Raw genomic sequence first — 15,961 nt, 5'->3', positions numbered from 1 at the left:
TTAACTAATGTCTGATAAAACTTGTTTAACCTTTCGGAATATTTAAATTTGTTAGAAACCGGCTACAAAAATATTATGCTTACGCTGACTAAAAAACAAATCGGCAATTGGGTTTTGTTGGATTATTTAGCTCAAAGGCAGCAATTTCAGGATAAAATTAATTTTCTTGAAAAGAAATATAACGCTGATCTTAAAGCATTTGAAGCCAAGCTTGAAACTGCAACGTCTGAGGATTTCCAAGCCTGGGACGATCTTATCGAATGGAAAGCCTATACTCAGTTCCTGTCAGAAATAGATTCAAAAATAGCTGATATCAGGAATGGAGATTTTCAAGTGGCTGGATGACAAGCGTTTCGTCGCTTCCTATACAATTAATGACTTCCGCGAATTTTCTGAGAGCTATTATATTAATCTGGAAATCAGATTTCATAACGATACATCGCTTTATGTAAGAGAATACGTAGAGGCAAACCGCAGGAAATATGCATTTCATTGGCAAAAAGAAAACGGAGATTTGCTTATACGCTGGGATAACGCGCCGCACTTCCCAAACTTGCCGACTTTTCCCCACCATAAACATAGAGCCGACGGGACCGTTCAGGAAAGCACTGATATTTCCCTAGACGATGTTTTTGAATATATTAAAAAAGAGCTGGCTACCTAATGAATCGGATAATTTTCTTTCTCAAATTCATCAATCATTGCTGCCAACAAATCAGCCTCGTCGCTTTCCCTGGTGCCACTTTTTGCATCAAAAATGATCTCCATTCTTTCTAGGGCTGCACGATAGTCATGCTCATTTAAAATCTTCACAGTCATCATGTAAGTTGTTTTTGTGTTCGTTTTCATAGTTAGACGCAAAAACAAAGTTTGGTAACAAAATTTTAACAACTCACCGATTTACCATGAAAAATGCTGTCCTGGGAAAACGGTCGAATAACTCGTCTTTGAGCTCCTTGCTGATGGGGAGCGTTCCTACTGCTTCGGACATGCATTGCAGCCATGCTACGGCGTCGTCTTCGGTGATGACGTGGGGCATGTGGCGGGCGCGCATCATGGGGTGGCCGTGAATGTCGGAGTAGAGTTGCGGGCCGCCTAGAAATTGGGTGAGGAAGAGGCGCTGTTTCTCCTTTATTTCTTCTTTATCACTTTTGAACAGCCTGGAAATCAACTCATGATTGAAAACCAGGTCGTAAAATTTATCCGTTAATTGCCTTAGCGCCGCATCGCCGCCGATGCGCTCATATAATGTAGCTTCACTCATTTTGCTGATCAATTTTCAAATCGCAGATGTTTCACAGACGCACCGGACCTCGCCAGTTCCGTCAATGATTCAATGCCGATTTCAAGGTGCATTTTGACATAATTAGTAGTCACTTTTTTATCACTTTCCTCTGTTTTTACCCCTTCCGGAACCAACGGGTTGTCGGATACCAAAAGCAATGCGCCATGCGGAATGGAATTGGCAAAACCGACAATAAAAATCGTAGCCGTCTCCATGTCAATGGCCATAGCGCGGATATCGCGCAGATATTCTTTGAAGCTGTCGTCATGTTCCCAGATTCTCCGGTTCGTGGTGTAAACCGTTCCGGTCCAGTAATCCATTTTATTCTTGGCAATACTGGCCGAAACCGTGCTTTGCAGGCGGAATGATGGTAATGCAGGAATTTCCGAAGGCATATAGTCATCACTGGTTCCTTCGCCGCGAATGGCTGCGATAGGCAAAATAAGATCGCCTACCTGGGTCTTTTTCAAGCCGCCGCATTTACCTAAAAACAAAACCGCTTTTGGACTAATGGCAGATAAAAGGTCCATCACTGTCGCAGCCATTGGACTTCCCATGCCGAAGTTAATGATGGTAATATCCTTAGCAGTAGCCGTTTGCATCGCACGCCCCTGTCCTTTTACCTCAACATTGAATTTCTCCGCAAACATGGTCACGTAATTCCCGAAATTGGTCAGCAGAATGTAACTTCCAAAGTCCTCAACGGCCGTACCAGTGTAGCGCGGCAGCCAGTTTTCGACGATTTGTTCCTTAGTAGTCATGAATTCAATGAGTTTATTGGCTGCGTTTGTTGTGATGTGTATCTTCGTTCATGGAATCTTTGAACCTCCCGACGTTTGCTTACAAAGTTAAGCACGTTAACGGGAAACCGCATATTTTCGACATTATACGCAGGAAATTCGTGTCGCTCACGCCGGAGGAATGGGTAAGGCAGCATTTTATTCATTTGCTGATCACAGAATATGGTTATCCTAAATCCCTTTTCGCCGTAGAAACGGGCCTGCAATACAATACATTAGCGAAACGGACGGACATTATGGTCCTGTCCGGCGAATCGCTTCCGTTTTTACTGGTGGAATGCAAAGCGCCTTTCATTACTGTGAATGATGCCACCTTTGCGCAGATCAGCCGATACAACTTCACATTACAACCTCAATATCTGGCTGTTACCAATGGCATGGCCCACTATTGCTTCAAAGCGGTGAACGGACAGATTCATTTTATGGATGATTTTCCAAAATACAGGGAATTCAACAACTGATTTTTTTGGTATAAAAAACAAAAACCTGCCCAACCAAAAGGTCGGACAGGTTAACAATCTTAGCCATGAAAATCTTAAAACTCAGTTGATTATTTTGAAGCAACCAGTTTCACGTCAATCGTGAAATCATCGTTGATCATTTTGTCACCAAGGTTTTCGAAGAAAGACTTGGAGTTGTATTTGATATCGTATTTCGAACGGTCAACAACAATTTTGCCAGTTGCTTCTGCACCAGTTGCCGTTGTTTTAACAGTTACTGGAAAAGTTACAGGTTTTGTAATGCCTTTGATCGTCAGGTCGCCCGTAACTTCGTAAACGCCAGTTGATTTTGGTGTCGCTTTCGTTACTACGAATGTTGCAGTTGGGTGTTTTTCAACGCCGAAAAAATCGTCAGATTTCAAGTGGCCGATCAACTTGCCATTGTATTCTTTGTCGGTAAGATCGGTGTTTGTAATTGTTGTCAGGTCGGCAACAAATTTTCCGCCTGTCAATTTAGCGCCGTCCATAACGATAGTGCCTTCTTTCAAAGCGATTTTGCCGGTATGCTCACCAGTGACTTTTTTGCCTACCCAGGTAAGCTCACTTTTTGAAGTGTTTACTTTCAGATTAGTTGCTTTTTTAACTTTGTCGTCAGCTGAAACAGAGCCTGATACAAACAAAGCAACAGCAACAGAAGCGAGGAAGAATTTAACGGATTTCATTGTAGTTTTCATTTTTGGATTAATTGATTGTAATTAAATTATTGGGTTATTCATTTTTGGGTATTCATGCTCATTATCACTTATTTGATTCCCGAAGTTTGTCAAGCAAAGCGCTGATCTGGTCTGCCTCTTCGCTGGAAATCACATTGAAACGGTTTTCCCATTCTTCCACGAACGGATCAAGTTCTTCCAGCAATTTCAAGCCGTCTTCGGTAATCAACACATCCACAGCGCGCCTGTCGTTGGGGCAGGATGATCGTTTTGCAAGGTTTTTGGCCAACAGCTTATCCACTAACCTCGATGTATTAGAATTTTTATCCAACATCCTTTCCGTAATGTCACTTACCTTGATCGGATTTTGTTGCTGTCCGCGCAGGATCCGAAGTACATTATATTGCTGGCTGGTGATGTCGTGCCCTTTAAAAAATTCAAGTTGTTTGGATTCCAGCCAGTTGGTTGTATAAACCAGGTTCAATGCAAGACGCTGATAGGCGCTTCGAAATTTTTTTTGTTTTATATCAGTTTCAATAGACATAGCTGACGACAAAATGTAATTATGATGTATATACATTTAATGTAGTAACATCAATATTCTCATGAATGGTTCATGCATGTGAAAGAATTTTTAAAATATCTGCTAACAGAACTTAAATACATTGATTATCAGCGTCATTTCCCTTTTTCCTTAAATGATTCAGTTACAAAAACCCCTTATACTCGCTTCTAATTCACCGCGCCGCAAGCAGTTGCTGGCAGATGCAGGATTTGATTTTACTGTGGAAGTGCTGCCAACGGACGAGACATTCCCGGCCACATTACCAGCCGAAGCGGTTGCCGATTATATTTCACGGGAAAAGGCAGAAATGTTCCTCGGCCTCCGGCCGGACGACATGGTCTTGACCGCGGATACGATTGTAGTCGCAGATCATGAAATCCTGGGAAAGCCGGCCGATTTTCAGGAGGCATTTCAAATGCTGCAAAAGCTGTCCGGCAAGACGCATACGGTGATTACATCGGTGAGTTTGCTGGATGATAACAGCATTCAGACTGTGTCAGATGTTGCGGAAGTGACATTCAGCAGACTGGAAGATTGGGAGTTAACGCACTACATTGACCAATATAAGCCTTTCGACAAAGCCGGTTCCTATGGCATCCAGGAATGGATCGGGATGGTTGGGGTTGAAAAAATTCAGGGATCATTTTACACGATTATGGGCTTACCGGTGCATATTGTTTATAAATTGCTGAAACCTTATTTCATCCGCTGAGCCGGTCCGGTTTCGGGCAACATTCATATGATTGCAGACAAGTCAAGATTTATTCCGAGGGTTTGCTACGAGATATTTGTCCGTTCTTTCTGCGATTCCAACGGCGACGGGATTGGTGACTTAAATGGCATTACTTCAAAACTGGATTACCTGGCCGACCTCGGCATAGAGGCAATCTGGCTCACGCCGATCCATCCGTCGCCCAGTTATCATAAATACGATGTGACGGATTATTATGCCATTGAACCGGAATTCGGGACAATGGATGATTTCAAAAAGCTGCTCGCCAGTGCGCGTGAGCGGGGCATTGAAATTTACCTCGACCTGATCATTAACCACACCAGCACGCTCCACCCGTGGTTTTCCGAAGCGCGTAAAAACACGGCGAACGCTTATCGCGAATTCTACTGGTGGATGACGCCCACACAAATCGAAGCCCTGGGAATTTCAGAAAGGGAAACCTCGGACGATTCGCAGGTGGTTTATCCATGGCACGAGAACTCCGAAGATTTGGAAAAGTATTACGGCCTGTTCTACAAAGGCATGCCCGACCTCAATTACCATTCGCAGGCATTACGGGAAGAATTGGAAAAGATTATTCGTTTTTGGCTTGTGGACGTAGGTGTAGACGGTTTTCGCCTGGATGCCGCCCGGCACGTTTACCCGGAATGGGAGAAACATTTAAGTGTTGAATTCTGGCAATATTTTTCAAAACTCGTGCAGGATATCAAGCCGGGTGCATTTACGGTTGGTGAAGTATGGGCGGAGACAGAAGAAGTAGCACCCTATTTCCGTTATCTGGACGCCACTTTTCATTTTGATCTCAGTTTCGCTTTGCAGCGTATGCTTATCGGCGAAAAGGATGAAGACATTGTTGAGAAGCTGCAATCCAGTTATGCGGTTTTTGAAAAATATAACCCGCTTTTTGTGGACGCTATCATGCTTACCAACCATGATCAGGACCGGATTGCGAGTGTCACCGGCAACCATAAAGAGAAAATTAAGATGGCGGCAAGCATTCTGCTGACATTGCCCGGCCAGCCGTACATTTATTACGGAGAAGAAATCGGCATGCTAGGCACGAAGCCCGATCCATATATCCGCGAGCCTTTTATCTGGTCCGATGACCTGGAAAGTAGCGGAAACACCAATTGGATTGATGCCCAATTTTCAAAAAAAGAAACCGTCGTGCCGCTGTCTGTACAAATGGAAGATCCGGATTCGGTTTACAATCATTATAAAACATTGATACATCTGCGGAAGTCCGAGCCGGCGCTGAGCCAGATCTTTGCGCCGAACCTCCACCGCGTGTGCCTGCAAGACGATCAGATGCTCTCCTATTTCCGGCCGCATGTGGATAAATCGCTGGTTATCATTCATAATTTAAGCAGTTATGACAAGCCTATCCTGATGCCCGACGATAAAGCTGACTTCAAGCACATCCTTTTTTCAACCGATCCCCAACATTCTGGCATATTACAAAACATGCAGCTCGCGCCACATTGCAGCCTTATTCTGGCTTCTCATTCGTGAAATCCGTACAGTAGGATGCGGTGTATCCACTTCTTTCTTCCATATTAAGGTTGTAATCTAAATAAACTTCGGAAACATGAAGCTTTGCGCGCCATTCCTATGTTCTCTCCTATTGCTTTCGGTATCTGGTTTTGCCCAAAGATCGTATCCCACCATGGGAAAGATCATTTACGAAGATCCTGCATTTGAGAAGCTGCTTGCCAAAGACGCGAAAGTCGAAGTGCTTGCTTCGGGTTTTGAATGGTCCGAGGGGCCGGTTTGGGTGAAGGACAGCAGCTTTTTGCTGTTTTCGGATGTGCCTAAAAACAAGGTCTATAAATGGGATGAAAAAAGCGGTCTGTCGGTCTTCCTGGAACCTTCGGGTTATACAGGCCGGGGCGTTTACAGCGATGAGCCTGGCAGCAACGGCCTGATCATCGACAGCAAGGGACGGCTTGTTTCCTGCGAGCACGGCGATCGCCGCATTTCAGCAGTTTCATTAAAAGTGGGAGGAAAAGTTACGCTTGCGGATCAGTTCGAAGGCAAAAGATTTAATAGTCCAAATGACGTGACAGAGCATACGAATGGCAGTTACTACTTCACCGATCCACCTTACGGGCTTGCTAAAAAGCATAAAGATCCCACCAGAGAAACCAAACAATTCGGCGTTTATCGCATTGCAAAAGACGGGAAAGTAAGCCTGCAAATCCCCGACCTTACCAGGCCCAACGGGCTCGCTTTTTCCCCTGACGGGAAAGTGCTCTACATTGCCCAATCCGATCCTGAAAAAGCCATAATCATGGCCTATAATGTGGATGAGAGCGGCAATGTTACAGGAAAAGGAAAACTCGTTTACGACGCTACACCTATGGTAAAAGCGGGAAAACTGGGCCTTCCGGACGGTTTAAAAATAGACAAAGACGAAAACCTCTGGTCCTCCGGCCCTGGCGGAATGCTCATTATCACCCCGGCTGGAAAGCTGATAGGCAGGATTGAAATGGGCGAGCTGACCTCCAACTGTGCCTGGGGAAATGATGGCTCTACATTATATATGACCGTGGATGGTTATGTGTGCAGGGTCAAAACAAACACCAAAGGAGCGGGCTGGTAATTAGCGGTCCGCAACACGCCGAACCGATCGCAGATCATTCTCTACATCCCGTTTTACGGAAGCCCAATTGGTTTTGCCATTGCGGTAAATGTTTGTATACGCCCTGTAAAGAACCAGTTGGTCCGCGCTAATCCTGTCCAGCTGATCCGCCAAAACGCCTTTTTGCGAAGATTTGGCCGTCCGGTATTCGTTGATCAGCACATTATAGCGGCTTTCCAGGTTGTCCAGTTCATACAACACCACTTCGCCTAGCTTGTCCATTTCCTGATATTGGGCGATCAGCTGCTGGTTGTAATCCGAGCTTCCGGCTGAAACCGCATTATCGCTGCGCGGCGTTTCGTTGAGAACGCGGTCATAATCTCTTTTGTAAGTGCCGTTATTGGAGCGATAATCGCTGTCGTACGAACGGTCGGAAGCATCAGTACTGCCGGAAGATGTGCCGTGGCGCTGGTCGTAGCGACGTTGTAATTGCTGGGAGCACGATGAGCCGATCACCGTCAAAGCGGCCATACAGCAGATAAGATAAATGTTTTTCACGATTTTGATGGTTAAAAGTTGTGTCTTAATCCAATGCTAAGATTGGGATTGAAGTAAAAAAACTTGGGAATCAATTCAAGATAACCACCGCCTTCTACGAAAAATGAAGCAGGTTTCTGTGAGAAAAAGAATTCCAGCCCCGCTGTGGCCGACGGCCCTGTTGAAATGTTGGTTGTATAAACTGATTTCACATTCCGGTCTGGGTAATATCTTCGCGAATTCACCTGCACACCCGGACCCGCATACGCAATCATCCGTTCGTTAAAAAACGGCGCATACCAAAGATACGTTCCATTGAACATAACGCCTACACCGCCCAGATCGTCATTGCTAACTTTGTAATTATCTTTGCTTTTGAACAAACCAATGTACGTTCCGATACTGATATCCAGCGCATTACGTTCGCCGTATTTACGAATGCTGACGGCGATGGGCTCACCGACTTCAAATCCGACGGCCCATTTTTGAGTCTGGGCAAAGGCAGGGGATGCGATAAAAAACAGAGAAACGAGCGTAAGAATTTTTTTCATAATCACTATTCAAAATTGTAAAGAGGACAAAAATAGTGCCATAATAATGACATTGCCTTCCATTTCCAGTTGCTCAAATTACGATTCTGCTTTTGTTTCAGGATCATTTTCTTTCTAATATTGGGTCACAATTGTTCCCGGCAGTCCATTAACCAACTCTCAAGTGGCCCAAGTAAAGCAGGATAAAATTCTCAATGCCAAAGATTTAATAGCGTATTTTCTTGTTGCGGGCACCGGGGCAGTTATACAACTTGTTTCAAGCAGTTTAATCCAGGATTGGTTCGATGTGACATGGAGCGAGTCCATCACATTGTCTTATTTAGTAGGATTTGTTGTCGGTTTTATCCTTACCAAATTATTTGCATTTGACGCCCGCCGCAGTAATCAGACGCGCCGGGAAATGGTGAAGTTCTTAATCGTTGCTTTAATATCACTGGGCGTCACGAAGATTTTCACATTAGGATCATTCAAGCTGGCAACCGAAGTTTTAGGCATGGACATCTACATTGTGAAGCTTCCATTTGGAAAAAAACAGGTTAACATCACCGAAATGGGCTCATATGTGTCGGGAATGGGTTTTAGTTTTGTGAGTAATTATATTTTGCACAAAACCTTCACCTTCAAAAGCACAGGATTTTACAACCGCCTCAAAGTCCTTATCCGCTAATTTCCCCTACAATCTTTCAACTATAATTGCCGAAGCACCGCCGCCGCCGTTACAGATGGCCGCCAGGCCATAACGCCCGTTATTTTGTTCCAAAACAGAATGTAATGTCGTGATGATCCGCGATCCCGAAGAACCCAGCGGATGGCCGAGCGAAACAGCCCCTCCAAAGACATTTACCTTGTCTATATCAAGTTCCAGCATTTTAATGTAAGCCAGCGCCACCACAGCAAACGCCTCATTCACTTCAAAATAATCAATCTGGGAAAGTGACAGTCCGGCTTTTTTCAAAACTTTTTGTGTGGCCAGAACGGGCGTTGTCGTAAACCAGGCCGGTTCCTGTTCCGCGTCGGCATAGGCGACGATCCTGGCTCGGGGTGTAATGTTGTTATTTCTGACAAATTCTCCTCCTGCAATAACCAGTGCCGAAGCGCCATCATTAATGGTGGAAGCATTTGCCGCGGTCACTGTTCCGTCTTTGGAAAAAGCAGGTTTAAGAAAAGGGATTTTTTCAAATTTTACTTTCTTAAATTCCTCATCCTCAGAAACAATCGCAGGCTCTCCACCCTTCGGCGAAGGCACTTCCACTGCTGCTATTTCATTTTTAAAAAAGCCGCTTGCCGTTGACTCCGCACTTTTTGTATAGGACCGGATGGCAAAAGCATCCTGCTCCTCTCTTGAAATCTCATATTTTTCAGCCGTCCGGTCGCCGCAAACGCCCATTCCGATCTGGTCGTAAACGTCCACCAAACCATCTTTCAGCAATCCGTCAATGATCTCGCCATTTCCATAACCATAACCATTTCGGGCTTTGGGCAGATAATAGGGCACTTGCGACATATTCTCCATCCCACCTGCCACTACCAGATCCGCATCGCCCAGCCGAATGCATTGCGCCCCAAAAACCACGGCCTTCATGCCCGAAGCGCATACTTTATTGACCGTCGTGCAGATCACACCGGAAGGCAAACCGGCATATAACGCAGCCTGACGCGCAGGCGCCTGACCCAAATTGGCAGAAATCACATTGCCCATAATCACTTCCTGAACCTGCTCCGAAGAGACACCCGCTTTTTCAACAGCGCCCTGAATAGCCGTCGCACCCAGCTTTGCAGCATGAACAGCAGACAAACTTCCACCGAAACTGCCTATCGGCGTTCGGGCTGCGGACAAAATAAAAACTTCCTCTTTCATGGTCATTGGCTTGTATGATGAGATCGTCAAAAATAAAAACTATCCTGACAAATTCATGTTAACAAGCACCAAATCCACAAAAGAAGAAGTTTGTGCAATCCTCCCTCCTATAAATCAGCCGAGCTTCCGGGCAATTTTTCGTACTCGCCTTTCCAGCCGTAGTAGCCGAAAATCACCAGTCCCGCGCAAATGGGGATGAAGATCAGGATGATGATTGACCATTGCAATGTTGTGTTTGTTCGTGCAATTCCCTCCGCTGCTAATCCTATTTTTTCAATGGCCTGCATAAAGAGGAACATAATGATAATGGGCCCCAGCAGCATCCATACTACGCCTAGATATTTCTTTAAAGCATTCATATTAAGCTATTTTTAAAATATTTTTTACAAATCAAAAACTCAATCCGCCACGTTCTCATCTCCCTTATTATTAATGTAAACCGCCCCGATTACAAAGGAAAGCGCAGCAATGCCGATCGGATACCAAAGTCCGGATAATGGCGTAGAGCCGCTGAACGAAGCAACCAATGTAGCGATAAACGGAACCAGACCGCCAAAAACGCCATTTCCAATATGGTAAGGAAGCGACATGGAAGTATAGCGGATCTTGGTAGGAAACAATTCCACCAAAAAAGCTGCAATAGGCCCGTAAACCATTGTTACCAGCAAAACCTGGAAGAAAACCAGCGCAATAATGATAATATAAGATGACCCCGAAAGCGTCACGTCCTTGATCACCGTTTGCGGTTCGGGCAATGGCGCCAGCACATCGTCGGGAATGATCACGACTTTTGCTTCCTTAAACGTCATTCCGTTGTTGAGTGTCTTGAATACGGTGGTTGTGATCAGCGAATCCTTGGTATCGTTCAGTAAAGTCCTTTCAACAACCGGATCCGAAGCACTTTTCAACTCTGTCTTCTGGAATTCCTTAACATTGGTTGCGTCAATAAAATATTGGTAAATAGGGCGATAGCAGATCACCCCCAGCAGCATTCCGGTAAGCATGATCCATTTCCTCCCCACTTTATCGCTCCACGAACCAAACACAACAAAGAACGGAGTCGCAAATAAAATGGCCCAAAGCAGCACATAACGCGATTCATTGAAATCCAGCTTGCAAGTATTTTCCAAAAACGATTGGGCATAAAACTGGCCGGTATACCAGATCACCCCCTGCCCCATTGTGGCCCCGAATAATGCCAGCAGCACCATTTTGAAATTCGCTTTCTTCTGAAAACTCTCTTTCAGAGGATTGGTAGAAACCTTACCCTCCGCTTTCAGTTTGGTGAAAACAGGGGATTCATGCATTTTCATCCGGATATAGATCGAAACGCCCACCAGCAAGATCGACACCAGGAATGGGATACGCCAGCCCCAGTCCGCAAACGCTTCGGCACCTAACATGTTCTTGGTGAGCACAATAACACCCAGGGAAAGAAACAAGCCCAATGTTGCCGTGGTCTGGATCCAGCTCGTAAAAAATCCTCTTCTGCCAACCGGTGCATGCTCCGCCACATAAGTCGCTGCGCCGCCATACTCACCACCCAGCGCAAGGCCCTGCACCAGTCTAAGGATCAAAACTAAAATCGGAGCTGCATACCCGATGCTTGAATATGAGGGAATCAATCCAATCAGAAATGTGGAACCGCCCATTAGCACCAGGGTCAGCAGAAATGTATATTTCCGGCCAATGAGATCACCTAACCGACCAAAAACCAATGCCCCGAATGGGCGCACGATGAAGCCGGCGGCGAAGATGGCCAATGTGTTGATTAATGCGGATGCGCCTGCGTCGCTGGGAAAAAGTTGTTGCCCGATGATAACGGCCAGGCTGCCAAAAATGTAGAAATCATACCATTCAATTAAAGTACCAAGAGAAGAAGCAGCAATTACCTGGGTAATGCTTTGGGTAACATTTTTGTCTGTGGACTGCATGGGTTTAGGTAAAGGTGAGGATAAGATGTTCTTCCTGAATTAGCTGGAAAAGCCTTGGGACGGGTATCATTACTCATTATATCAATAAAAAAGCCCCTGGATAAATCCAGAGGCTATATTTATTTAAATCAATTTATTGGACGGATCGTTATAAAACGTCGTCGTCCTCATCGTCATCTTCACGGTCGATAATCTCGTCCCCGTCAATGATCACAGGCTCCTCATCATCGAGCAGGCTGTCATCATCATCGTCTAGGACATCTTGTGGCAGGACATCATCTGCATCGTCGTCGCCATCCAGATCGTCGTCATCATTACCGCCTACCAATTCCGGATCATCGGCTACTGCGCGGGTTTTTTGTGTATTTGTTGGAAAGTCCGGAACTACCGGTGCTTCCAGAATGGGTTTGCTGGTATCAGCTATTGCGGGTTCTCCTCGTTCGCGTATCATAATGCTAAAAGTTAAATGGTTTTCAGTTGATTGATATGTGCCAATTGTTAAATAATCATTCCAAAGCGTGCCGCAGTCTGGAAAATCGGGGACTTATGGAAAATAATCATTTGGTAATATCTAAAAACCTGAGGAAATTGCCGGAACCTGCTTCCCGCAGCCCCTATTCCATTCCTAAACCATACAATGATGTTGAAAAAAATCGTCCCCTTTTTTCTATGGGCGGGCATTTTGACGGGCGCAATTGCTCCTCGCGCCCAGGCGCATGCCGCAATCCCGGATTCCTCCATGGTGATCAAAAAAACGACCGACTTTAAAGTAGACGGGCAAGGCAGTGCTGCAAACTGGGCCACTGCAAAGGCTTTTGACATCACGGTCCAGAAAGGTCCGAACCAGCCCGCGCCGGGAAAACAATTTCCCACCAAAGTAAAAATCCTCTACTCCGAAAAAGGAATGTATTTCCTCTTCGACTGCACCGATAAAAAACTGACTGCGACCATTATGGAGGATTATGGTTTACTGTTTAAAGAGGATGTTGTGGAAGTTTTTCTCTGGCCGGACACCACAGTGCCCATTTATCTGGAATACGAGCTTTCACCATTGGATTACGAACTTCCCATCATCATTGCCAACATAAAAGGCCGGACAGAAGGATGGAAAGCCTGGCATTACACAGACCGCAACCGCGTACAACATGCCACCAGCGCCCAAGGAGGCCAAAAGAAGAGCATGGCCTCAGTAGAGGGCTGGAAAGCCGAATTCTTTATCCCTTATGCATTGATGAGCCCTATGGTAACAGCCGCACCAAAGTCCGGGACCAAGTGGCGCGGGAACTTCTACCGCATTGATTATGATGAAGAAACCGCCTATTACTCGTGGCAGAAAACAGGCGGGAGCTTTCACGAGTTTAACAAATTCGGCACCTTGATTTTTGAATAGCAAGTCGCTGCCACTCCTAACATTGATCCAAACATTAAATTCCTGAACCATGCGCAATACAATTTTAACATTCATTTGCCTATTATCCGCAGTCATGACATTTGCACAAAAATCCGGAAAAGAAATTCTTTACATTGGCACTTACACCCAAAAAGGTGAGGGTATTTATGTCTACGAATTTGACAGAAGCAACCTGTCTTTCAAAGAAATACAGGTAATGGTGAATAAAAACAGCCCCTCATTCCTGGAATTCCATCCTAACAAAAAATTCCTGTATACAGCTAACGAAGGCAACAGCACGGTTTCTTCTTATGCCATTGACGCCGCCGGAAAACTGACGACAATGAATTCCAAACCCTCGCTCGGCAAAGGCGCCTGCCACGTCAGCGTAGATCCGAAAGGCCGGTTTTTGTATGTTTCCAATTACGGAAGCGGGCAACTAGGCGTTTACCTCATCAATAGTGACGGCACAATCGGCGCAGTGGCCGACAGCATTCAGGACAAAGGTTTAGCGTCCCAAAAACCACATATGCACTCGGTAATCCCCTCGGCGGATGGCAAATACATCTATGCTTCGGATCTTGGCATCGATAAGATCATGGTATACAGCGTTGATGCCAAAACAGGCAAGCTCACGCCCGGAGCCGTTCCCTATGCAGAAGTGAAGGCCGGTGATGGCCCCCGTCATTTTGCTATTCATCCTAATGGCAATTTCGGTTACTCAGCTTGCGAGCTGGGTTCGGCTGTTAACTCCTTCAAAATTGTTAAGAATTCCGGCGCGCTTGTGCCTATGGAGCGGGTAACGATGCTTCCTGCGGATTTTACGGGAAAAAGCTTTGCCGCTGACATTCATTTCTCGCCGGACGGCAAATTCCTGTACGCTTCCAATCGGGGACATGAAAGCCTTGCTATTTATGCAGTAGATGCCAAAACCGGCAAATTAACCGTCGCCGGGCATGCCGAAACGCACGGAAAGCACCCGCGCAACTTCCTGGTGGATGCCAAAGGTGAGCTTGTATTGGTGACCAATCGCGACAATGATAATGTGGTGTTTTTCAAAAGAAATGCAGAAACAGGCCAACTGACTTATACCAGCAAGGAGATCAGCATTCCTACGCCCGTATGTGTAAAGCAGCTGTTTATCGATTAGGAATTGAGCCGGAATAAAAAGGGCGTCAATATTTACATTGACCAAAGTTTATTTTCTAATTTTCAATAATTAAAAAAAATAATCTTACAAAAAAGAGTATCAGCATGCATTTCCTGCATCATTGATATGTTGATGCTTTCATCGTAGATTTTTAACGCCCTTAACACTTTTCAAGTCCTTTCCAATATCATGATAAACCGTAGAGATTTAATCAAACATTTGTCCGCTGTGCCCCTAATAGGCGGATTTTTGGGGAACGGCAGTGCAGAAGCTGCAACTTTCGCGGCTAAGCTGCCTGCGAGGAACCTTGTAAAGGAGCTGGGGATCCGAACTTTTATTAATGCTGCGGGTACCTACACGGCTATGACCGGCTCGCTCATGCAGGACGAAGTGGTAGAAACGATCCAGGGCGCTGCCCAGAATTTCATGATGCTGGACGAAGTTCAGACCAAGGTTGGTGAAAAAATTGCTGCATTAACGCATGCCGAATCTGCGGTGGTTACTGCCGGATGCTTTTCTGCATTAACATTAGGACTTGCGGGTGTGCTTACCGGAATGGATCAGAAGCGGGTGGAAGCATTGCCGCATCTGGAAGGAACGGGCATGAAATCCGAAGTTATCATCCAGAAAGGCCATAACATTGGCTACTCCCACGCGCTGACCAACACAGGTTGCAAAATTATCCAGGTTGAGACGGTTGAAGAGTTGGAAAAGGCCATTAATGAAAAAACTGCATTGCTTTGGTTCCTGCATATCCAGTCGGACAAAGGGCAGATCAAGCATGAGCAATGGGTGGAAATTGCAAAGAAAAATGGCATTGCTACGATGATAGACATGGCTGCGGATGTGCCGCCTGTTGAAAATCTTTGGCGATTCAATGATATGGGCTTTGACCTGGTGTGCGTCTCTGGCGGTAAAGCCATGCGCGGACCGCAAAGTGCAGGCATACTGATGGGTAAAAAACACCTTATCGACGCTGCCAGACTGAGCATGCCGCCACGCGGCTCTACGATCGGGCGCGGTATGAAGGTGAATAAAGAAGAGATCCTGGGCATGTATGTGGCTTTGGAAAAGTTCGTGAAAATGGACCACAAGAAGGAGTGGAAAATGTGGGAAGACCGCGCGGCACTGATCAGCAATGCGGCAAAAAGCGTGGCTGGTGTCAATGTTGAGACATTTGCTCCGGAACTGGGCAACCATACGCCTACCCTCCGCATTTCCTGGGACGCTGCCAAAGTGAGCCTGCCTGTGAAATTGTTGCAGGAAAACATGCGGAACGGCAACCCTTCCATTGAGATCATGCCCGGCGAAAACAACACATTAACCATCACAACCTGGTGCCTGAAACCCGGGGAGGAAAAAATAGTTGCCGCCCGCCTGAAAGAAGAATTATCAAAGGCAGTTGTTTAAGATTTTGCATTACC

21 protein-coding genes are annotated in these 15,961 nt (G+C 45.7%); 10 read left to right on the top strand and 11 right to left on the bottom strand.

What is annotated here, in order from left to right; genetic code table 11:
• The first annotated feature begins 21 nt into the window (after positions 1–21).
• Together NFI80_RS03335 and NFI80_RS03330 are read left to right on the top strand one after the other, a co-directional pair.
• Complete coding sequence (locus NFI80_RS03335; RefSeq protein WP_252172095.1) at positions 22–345, top strand: hypothetical protein; 324 nt, start codon at positions 22–24, stop codon at positions 343–345.
• Positions 320–664, top strand: coding sequence for a toxin-antitoxin system TumE family protein (locus NFI80_RS03330; RefSeq protein ID WP_235164899.1), 345 nt, complete (start codon positions 320–322; stop codon positions 662–664). Before NFI80_RS03335 ends, NFI80_RS03330 begins: the two co-directional genes overlap by 26 nt.
• Here the strand turns inward: NFI80_RS03330 and NFI80_RS03325 are convergent.
• Genes NFI80_RS03325 through NFI80_RS03315 form a run of 3 tightly spaced genes read right to left on the bottom strand, consistent with a single transcriptional unit; the run spans position 661 to position 2,046 of the window.
• A complete protein-coding gene (locus NFI80_RS03325) occupies positions 661–849 on the bottom strand; it encodes a hypothetical protein (RefSeq protein WP_235164901.1) in 189 nt (62 codons plus the stop codon). The genes NFI80_RS03330 and NFI80_RS03325 overlap by 4 nt on opposite strands.
• 43 nt (positions 850–892) lie before the next feature.
• The gene (locus tag NFI80_RS03320) at positions 893–1,264 is read right to left on the bottom strand and encodes a globin domain-containing protein (RefSeq protein WP_233797811.1); all 372 of its coding nucleotides are present in this window, start codon (positions 1,262–1,264) and stop codon (positions 893–895) included.
• An 8-nt stretch (positions 1,265–1,272) separates the two neighbouring features.
• Positions 1,273–2,046: an AMP nucleosidase gene (locus tag NFI80_RS03315; RefSeq protein WP_026629998.1), complete on the bottom strand. Its 774-nt coding sequence runs from the start codon at positions 2,044–2,046 to the stop codon at positions 1,273–1,275.
• A 50-nt stretch (positions 2,047–2,096) separates the two neighbouring features.
• On the opposite strand from NFI80_RS03315, the gene NFI80_RS03310 reads away from it, so the two are divergent.
• Complete coding sequence (locus NFI80_RS03310) at positions 2,097–2,546, top strand: type I restriction enzyme HsdR N-terminal domain-containing protein (protein WP_026629997.1); 450 nt, start codon at positions 2,097–2,099, stop codon at positions 2,544–2,546.
• An 89-nt stretch (positions 2,547–2,635) separates the two neighbouring features.
• Here NFI80_RS03310 and NFI80_RS03305 read toward each other — a convergent pair whose 3' ends face one another.
• Positions 2,636–3,247 (bottom strand): YceI family protein, encoded by a 612-nt coding sequence (locus NFI80_RS03305; RefSeq protein WP_233797810.1) that lies wholly within the window; start codon positions 3,245–3,247, stop codon positions 2,636–2,638.
• Positions 3,248–3,323: 76 nt separating this feature from the next.
• A complete protein-coding gene (locus tag NFI80_RS03300) occupies positions 3,324–3,782 on the bottom strand; it encodes a MarR family winged helix-turn-helix transcriptional regulator (RefSeq protein WP_233797809.1) in 459 nt (152 codons plus the stop codon).
• A 154-nt stretch (positions 3,783–3,936) separates the two neighbouring features.
• On the opposite strand from NFI80_RS03300, the gene NFI80_RS03295 reads away from it, so the two are divergent.
• The 3 genes from NFI80_RS03295 to NFI80_RS03285 all read left to right on the top strand — a co-directional run bounded on the left by NFI80_RS03295 (position 3,937) and on the right by NFI80_RS03285 (position 7,138).
• Positions 3,937–4,515, top strand: a complete 579-nt coding sequence (locus NFI80_RS03295) for a Maf family nucleotide pyrophosphatase (RefSeq protein WP_235164903.1) — start codon at positions 3,937–3,939, stop codon at positions 4,513–4,515.
• A gap of 27 nt (positions 4,516–4,542) precedes the next feature.
• Entirely contained in the window at positions 4,543–6,048 is a 1,506-nt protein-coding gene (locus NFI80_RS03290) for an alpha-amylase family glycosyl hydrolase (RefSeq protein WP_235164905.1), read from the top strand.
• A gap of 154 nt (positions 6,049–6,202) precedes the next feature.
• Positions 6,203–7,138: an SMP-30/gluconolactonase/LRE family protein gene (locus tag NFI80_RS03285; RefSeq protein WP_235164907.1), complete on the top strand. Its 936-nt coding sequence runs from the start codon at positions 6,203–6,205 to the stop codon at positions 7,136–7,138.
• Here NFI80_RS03285 and NFI80_RS03280 read toward each other — a convergent pair whose 3' ends face one another.
• Both NFI80_RS03280 and NFI80_RS03275 read right to left on the bottom strand, forming a co-directional pair.
• On the bottom strand, positions 7,139–7,675 hold the full coding sequence (locus tag NFI80_RS03280; protein ID WP_235160206.1) for a hypothetical protein: 537 nt from the start codon (positions 7,673–7,675) through the stop codon (positions 7,139–7,141).
• 11 nt (positions 7,676–7,686) lie between these two features.
• Complete coding sequence (locus NFI80_RS03275) at positions 7,687–8,205, bottom strand: hypothetical protein (RefSeq protein ID WP_235164909.1); 519 nt, start codon at positions 8,203–8,205, stop codon at positions 7,687–7,689.
• Positions 8,206–8,368: 163 nt separating this feature from the next.
• On the opposite strand from NFI80_RS03275, the gene NFI80_RS03270 reads away from it, so the two are divergent.
• On the top strand, positions 8,369–8,872 hold the full coding sequence (locus NFI80_RS03270) for a GtrA family protein (protein WP_026629989.1): 504 nt from the start codon (positions 8,369–8,371) through the stop codon (positions 8,870–8,872).
• 6 nt (positions 8,873–8,878) lie between these two features.
• On the opposite strand, the gene NFI80_RS03265 is transcribed toward NFI80_RS03270, so the two are convergent.
• The 4 genes from NFI80_RS03265 to NFI80_RS03250 form a co-directional block, all read right to left on the bottom strand.
• Positions 8,879–10,063 (bottom strand): acetyl-CoA C-acyltransferase, encoded by a 1,185-nt coding sequence (locus NFI80_RS03265; RefSeq protein ID WP_235164911.1) that lies wholly within the window; start codon positions 10,061–10,063, stop codon positions 8,879–8,881.
• A gap of 107 nt (positions 10,064–10,170) precedes the next feature.
• Positions 10,171–10,422, bottom strand: a complete 252-nt coding sequence (locus tag NFI80_RS03260) for a DUF6814 family protein (RefSeq protein WP_235164913.1) — start codon at positions 10,420–10,422, stop codon at positions 10,171–10,173.
• Between the two features lie 39 nt (positions 10,423–10,461).
• The gene (locus NFI80_RS03255; protein ID WP_235160203.1) at positions 10,462–11,997 is read right to left on the bottom strand and encodes an MFS transporter; all 1,536 of its coding nucleotides are present in this window, start codon (positions 11,995–11,997) and stop codon (positions 10,462–10,464) included.
• A gap of 148 nt (positions 11,998–12,145) precedes the next feature.
• Positions 12,146–12,448: a hypothetical protein gene (locus tag NFI80_RS03250; RefSeq protein WP_235160202.1), complete on the bottom strand. Its 303-nt coding sequence runs from the start codon at positions 12,446–12,448 to the stop codon at positions 12,146–12,148.
• 186 nt (positions 12,449–12,634) lie between these two features.
• On the opposite strand from NFI80_RS03250, the gene NFI80_RS03245 reads away from it, so the two are divergent.
• The 3 genes from NFI80_RS03245 to NFI80_RS03235 all read left to right on the top strand — a co-directional run bounded on the left by NFI80_RS03245 (position 12,635) and on the right by NFI80_RS03235 (position 15,947).
• Positions 12,635–13,387, top strand: a complete 753-nt coding sequence (locus NFI80_RS03245; RefSeq protein ID WP_235160201.1) for a carbohydrate-binding family 9-like protein — start codon at positions 12,635–12,637, stop codon at positions 13,385–13,387.
• Positions 13,388–13,436: 49 nt separating this feature from the next.
• Positions 13,437–14,537: a lactonase family protein gene (locus tag NFI80_RS03240; RefSeq protein WP_235160200.1), complete on the top strand. Its 1,101-nt coding sequence runs from the start codon at positions 13,437–13,439 to the stop codon at positions 14,535–14,537.
• Between the two features lie 189 nt (positions 14,538–14,726).
• Positions 14,727–15,947: an aminotransferase class V-fold PLP-dependent enzyme gene (locus tag NFI80_RS03235; protein WP_235160199.1), complete on the top strand. Its 1,221-nt coding sequence runs from the start codon at positions 14,727–14,729 to the stop codon at positions 15,945–15,947.
• Positions 15,948–15,961 lie beyond the last annotated feature (14 nt).

The organism is Dyadobacter chenhuakuii, from assembly GCF_023821985.2.
Classification (GTDB): Bacteria; Bacteroidota; Bacteroidia; order Cytophagales; family Spirosomataceae; genus Dyadobacter; species Dyadobacter chenhuakuii.
Note: the sequence above shows the minus strand (reverse complement) of the source record. Positions and strands in the feature narration are given on the sequence as shown.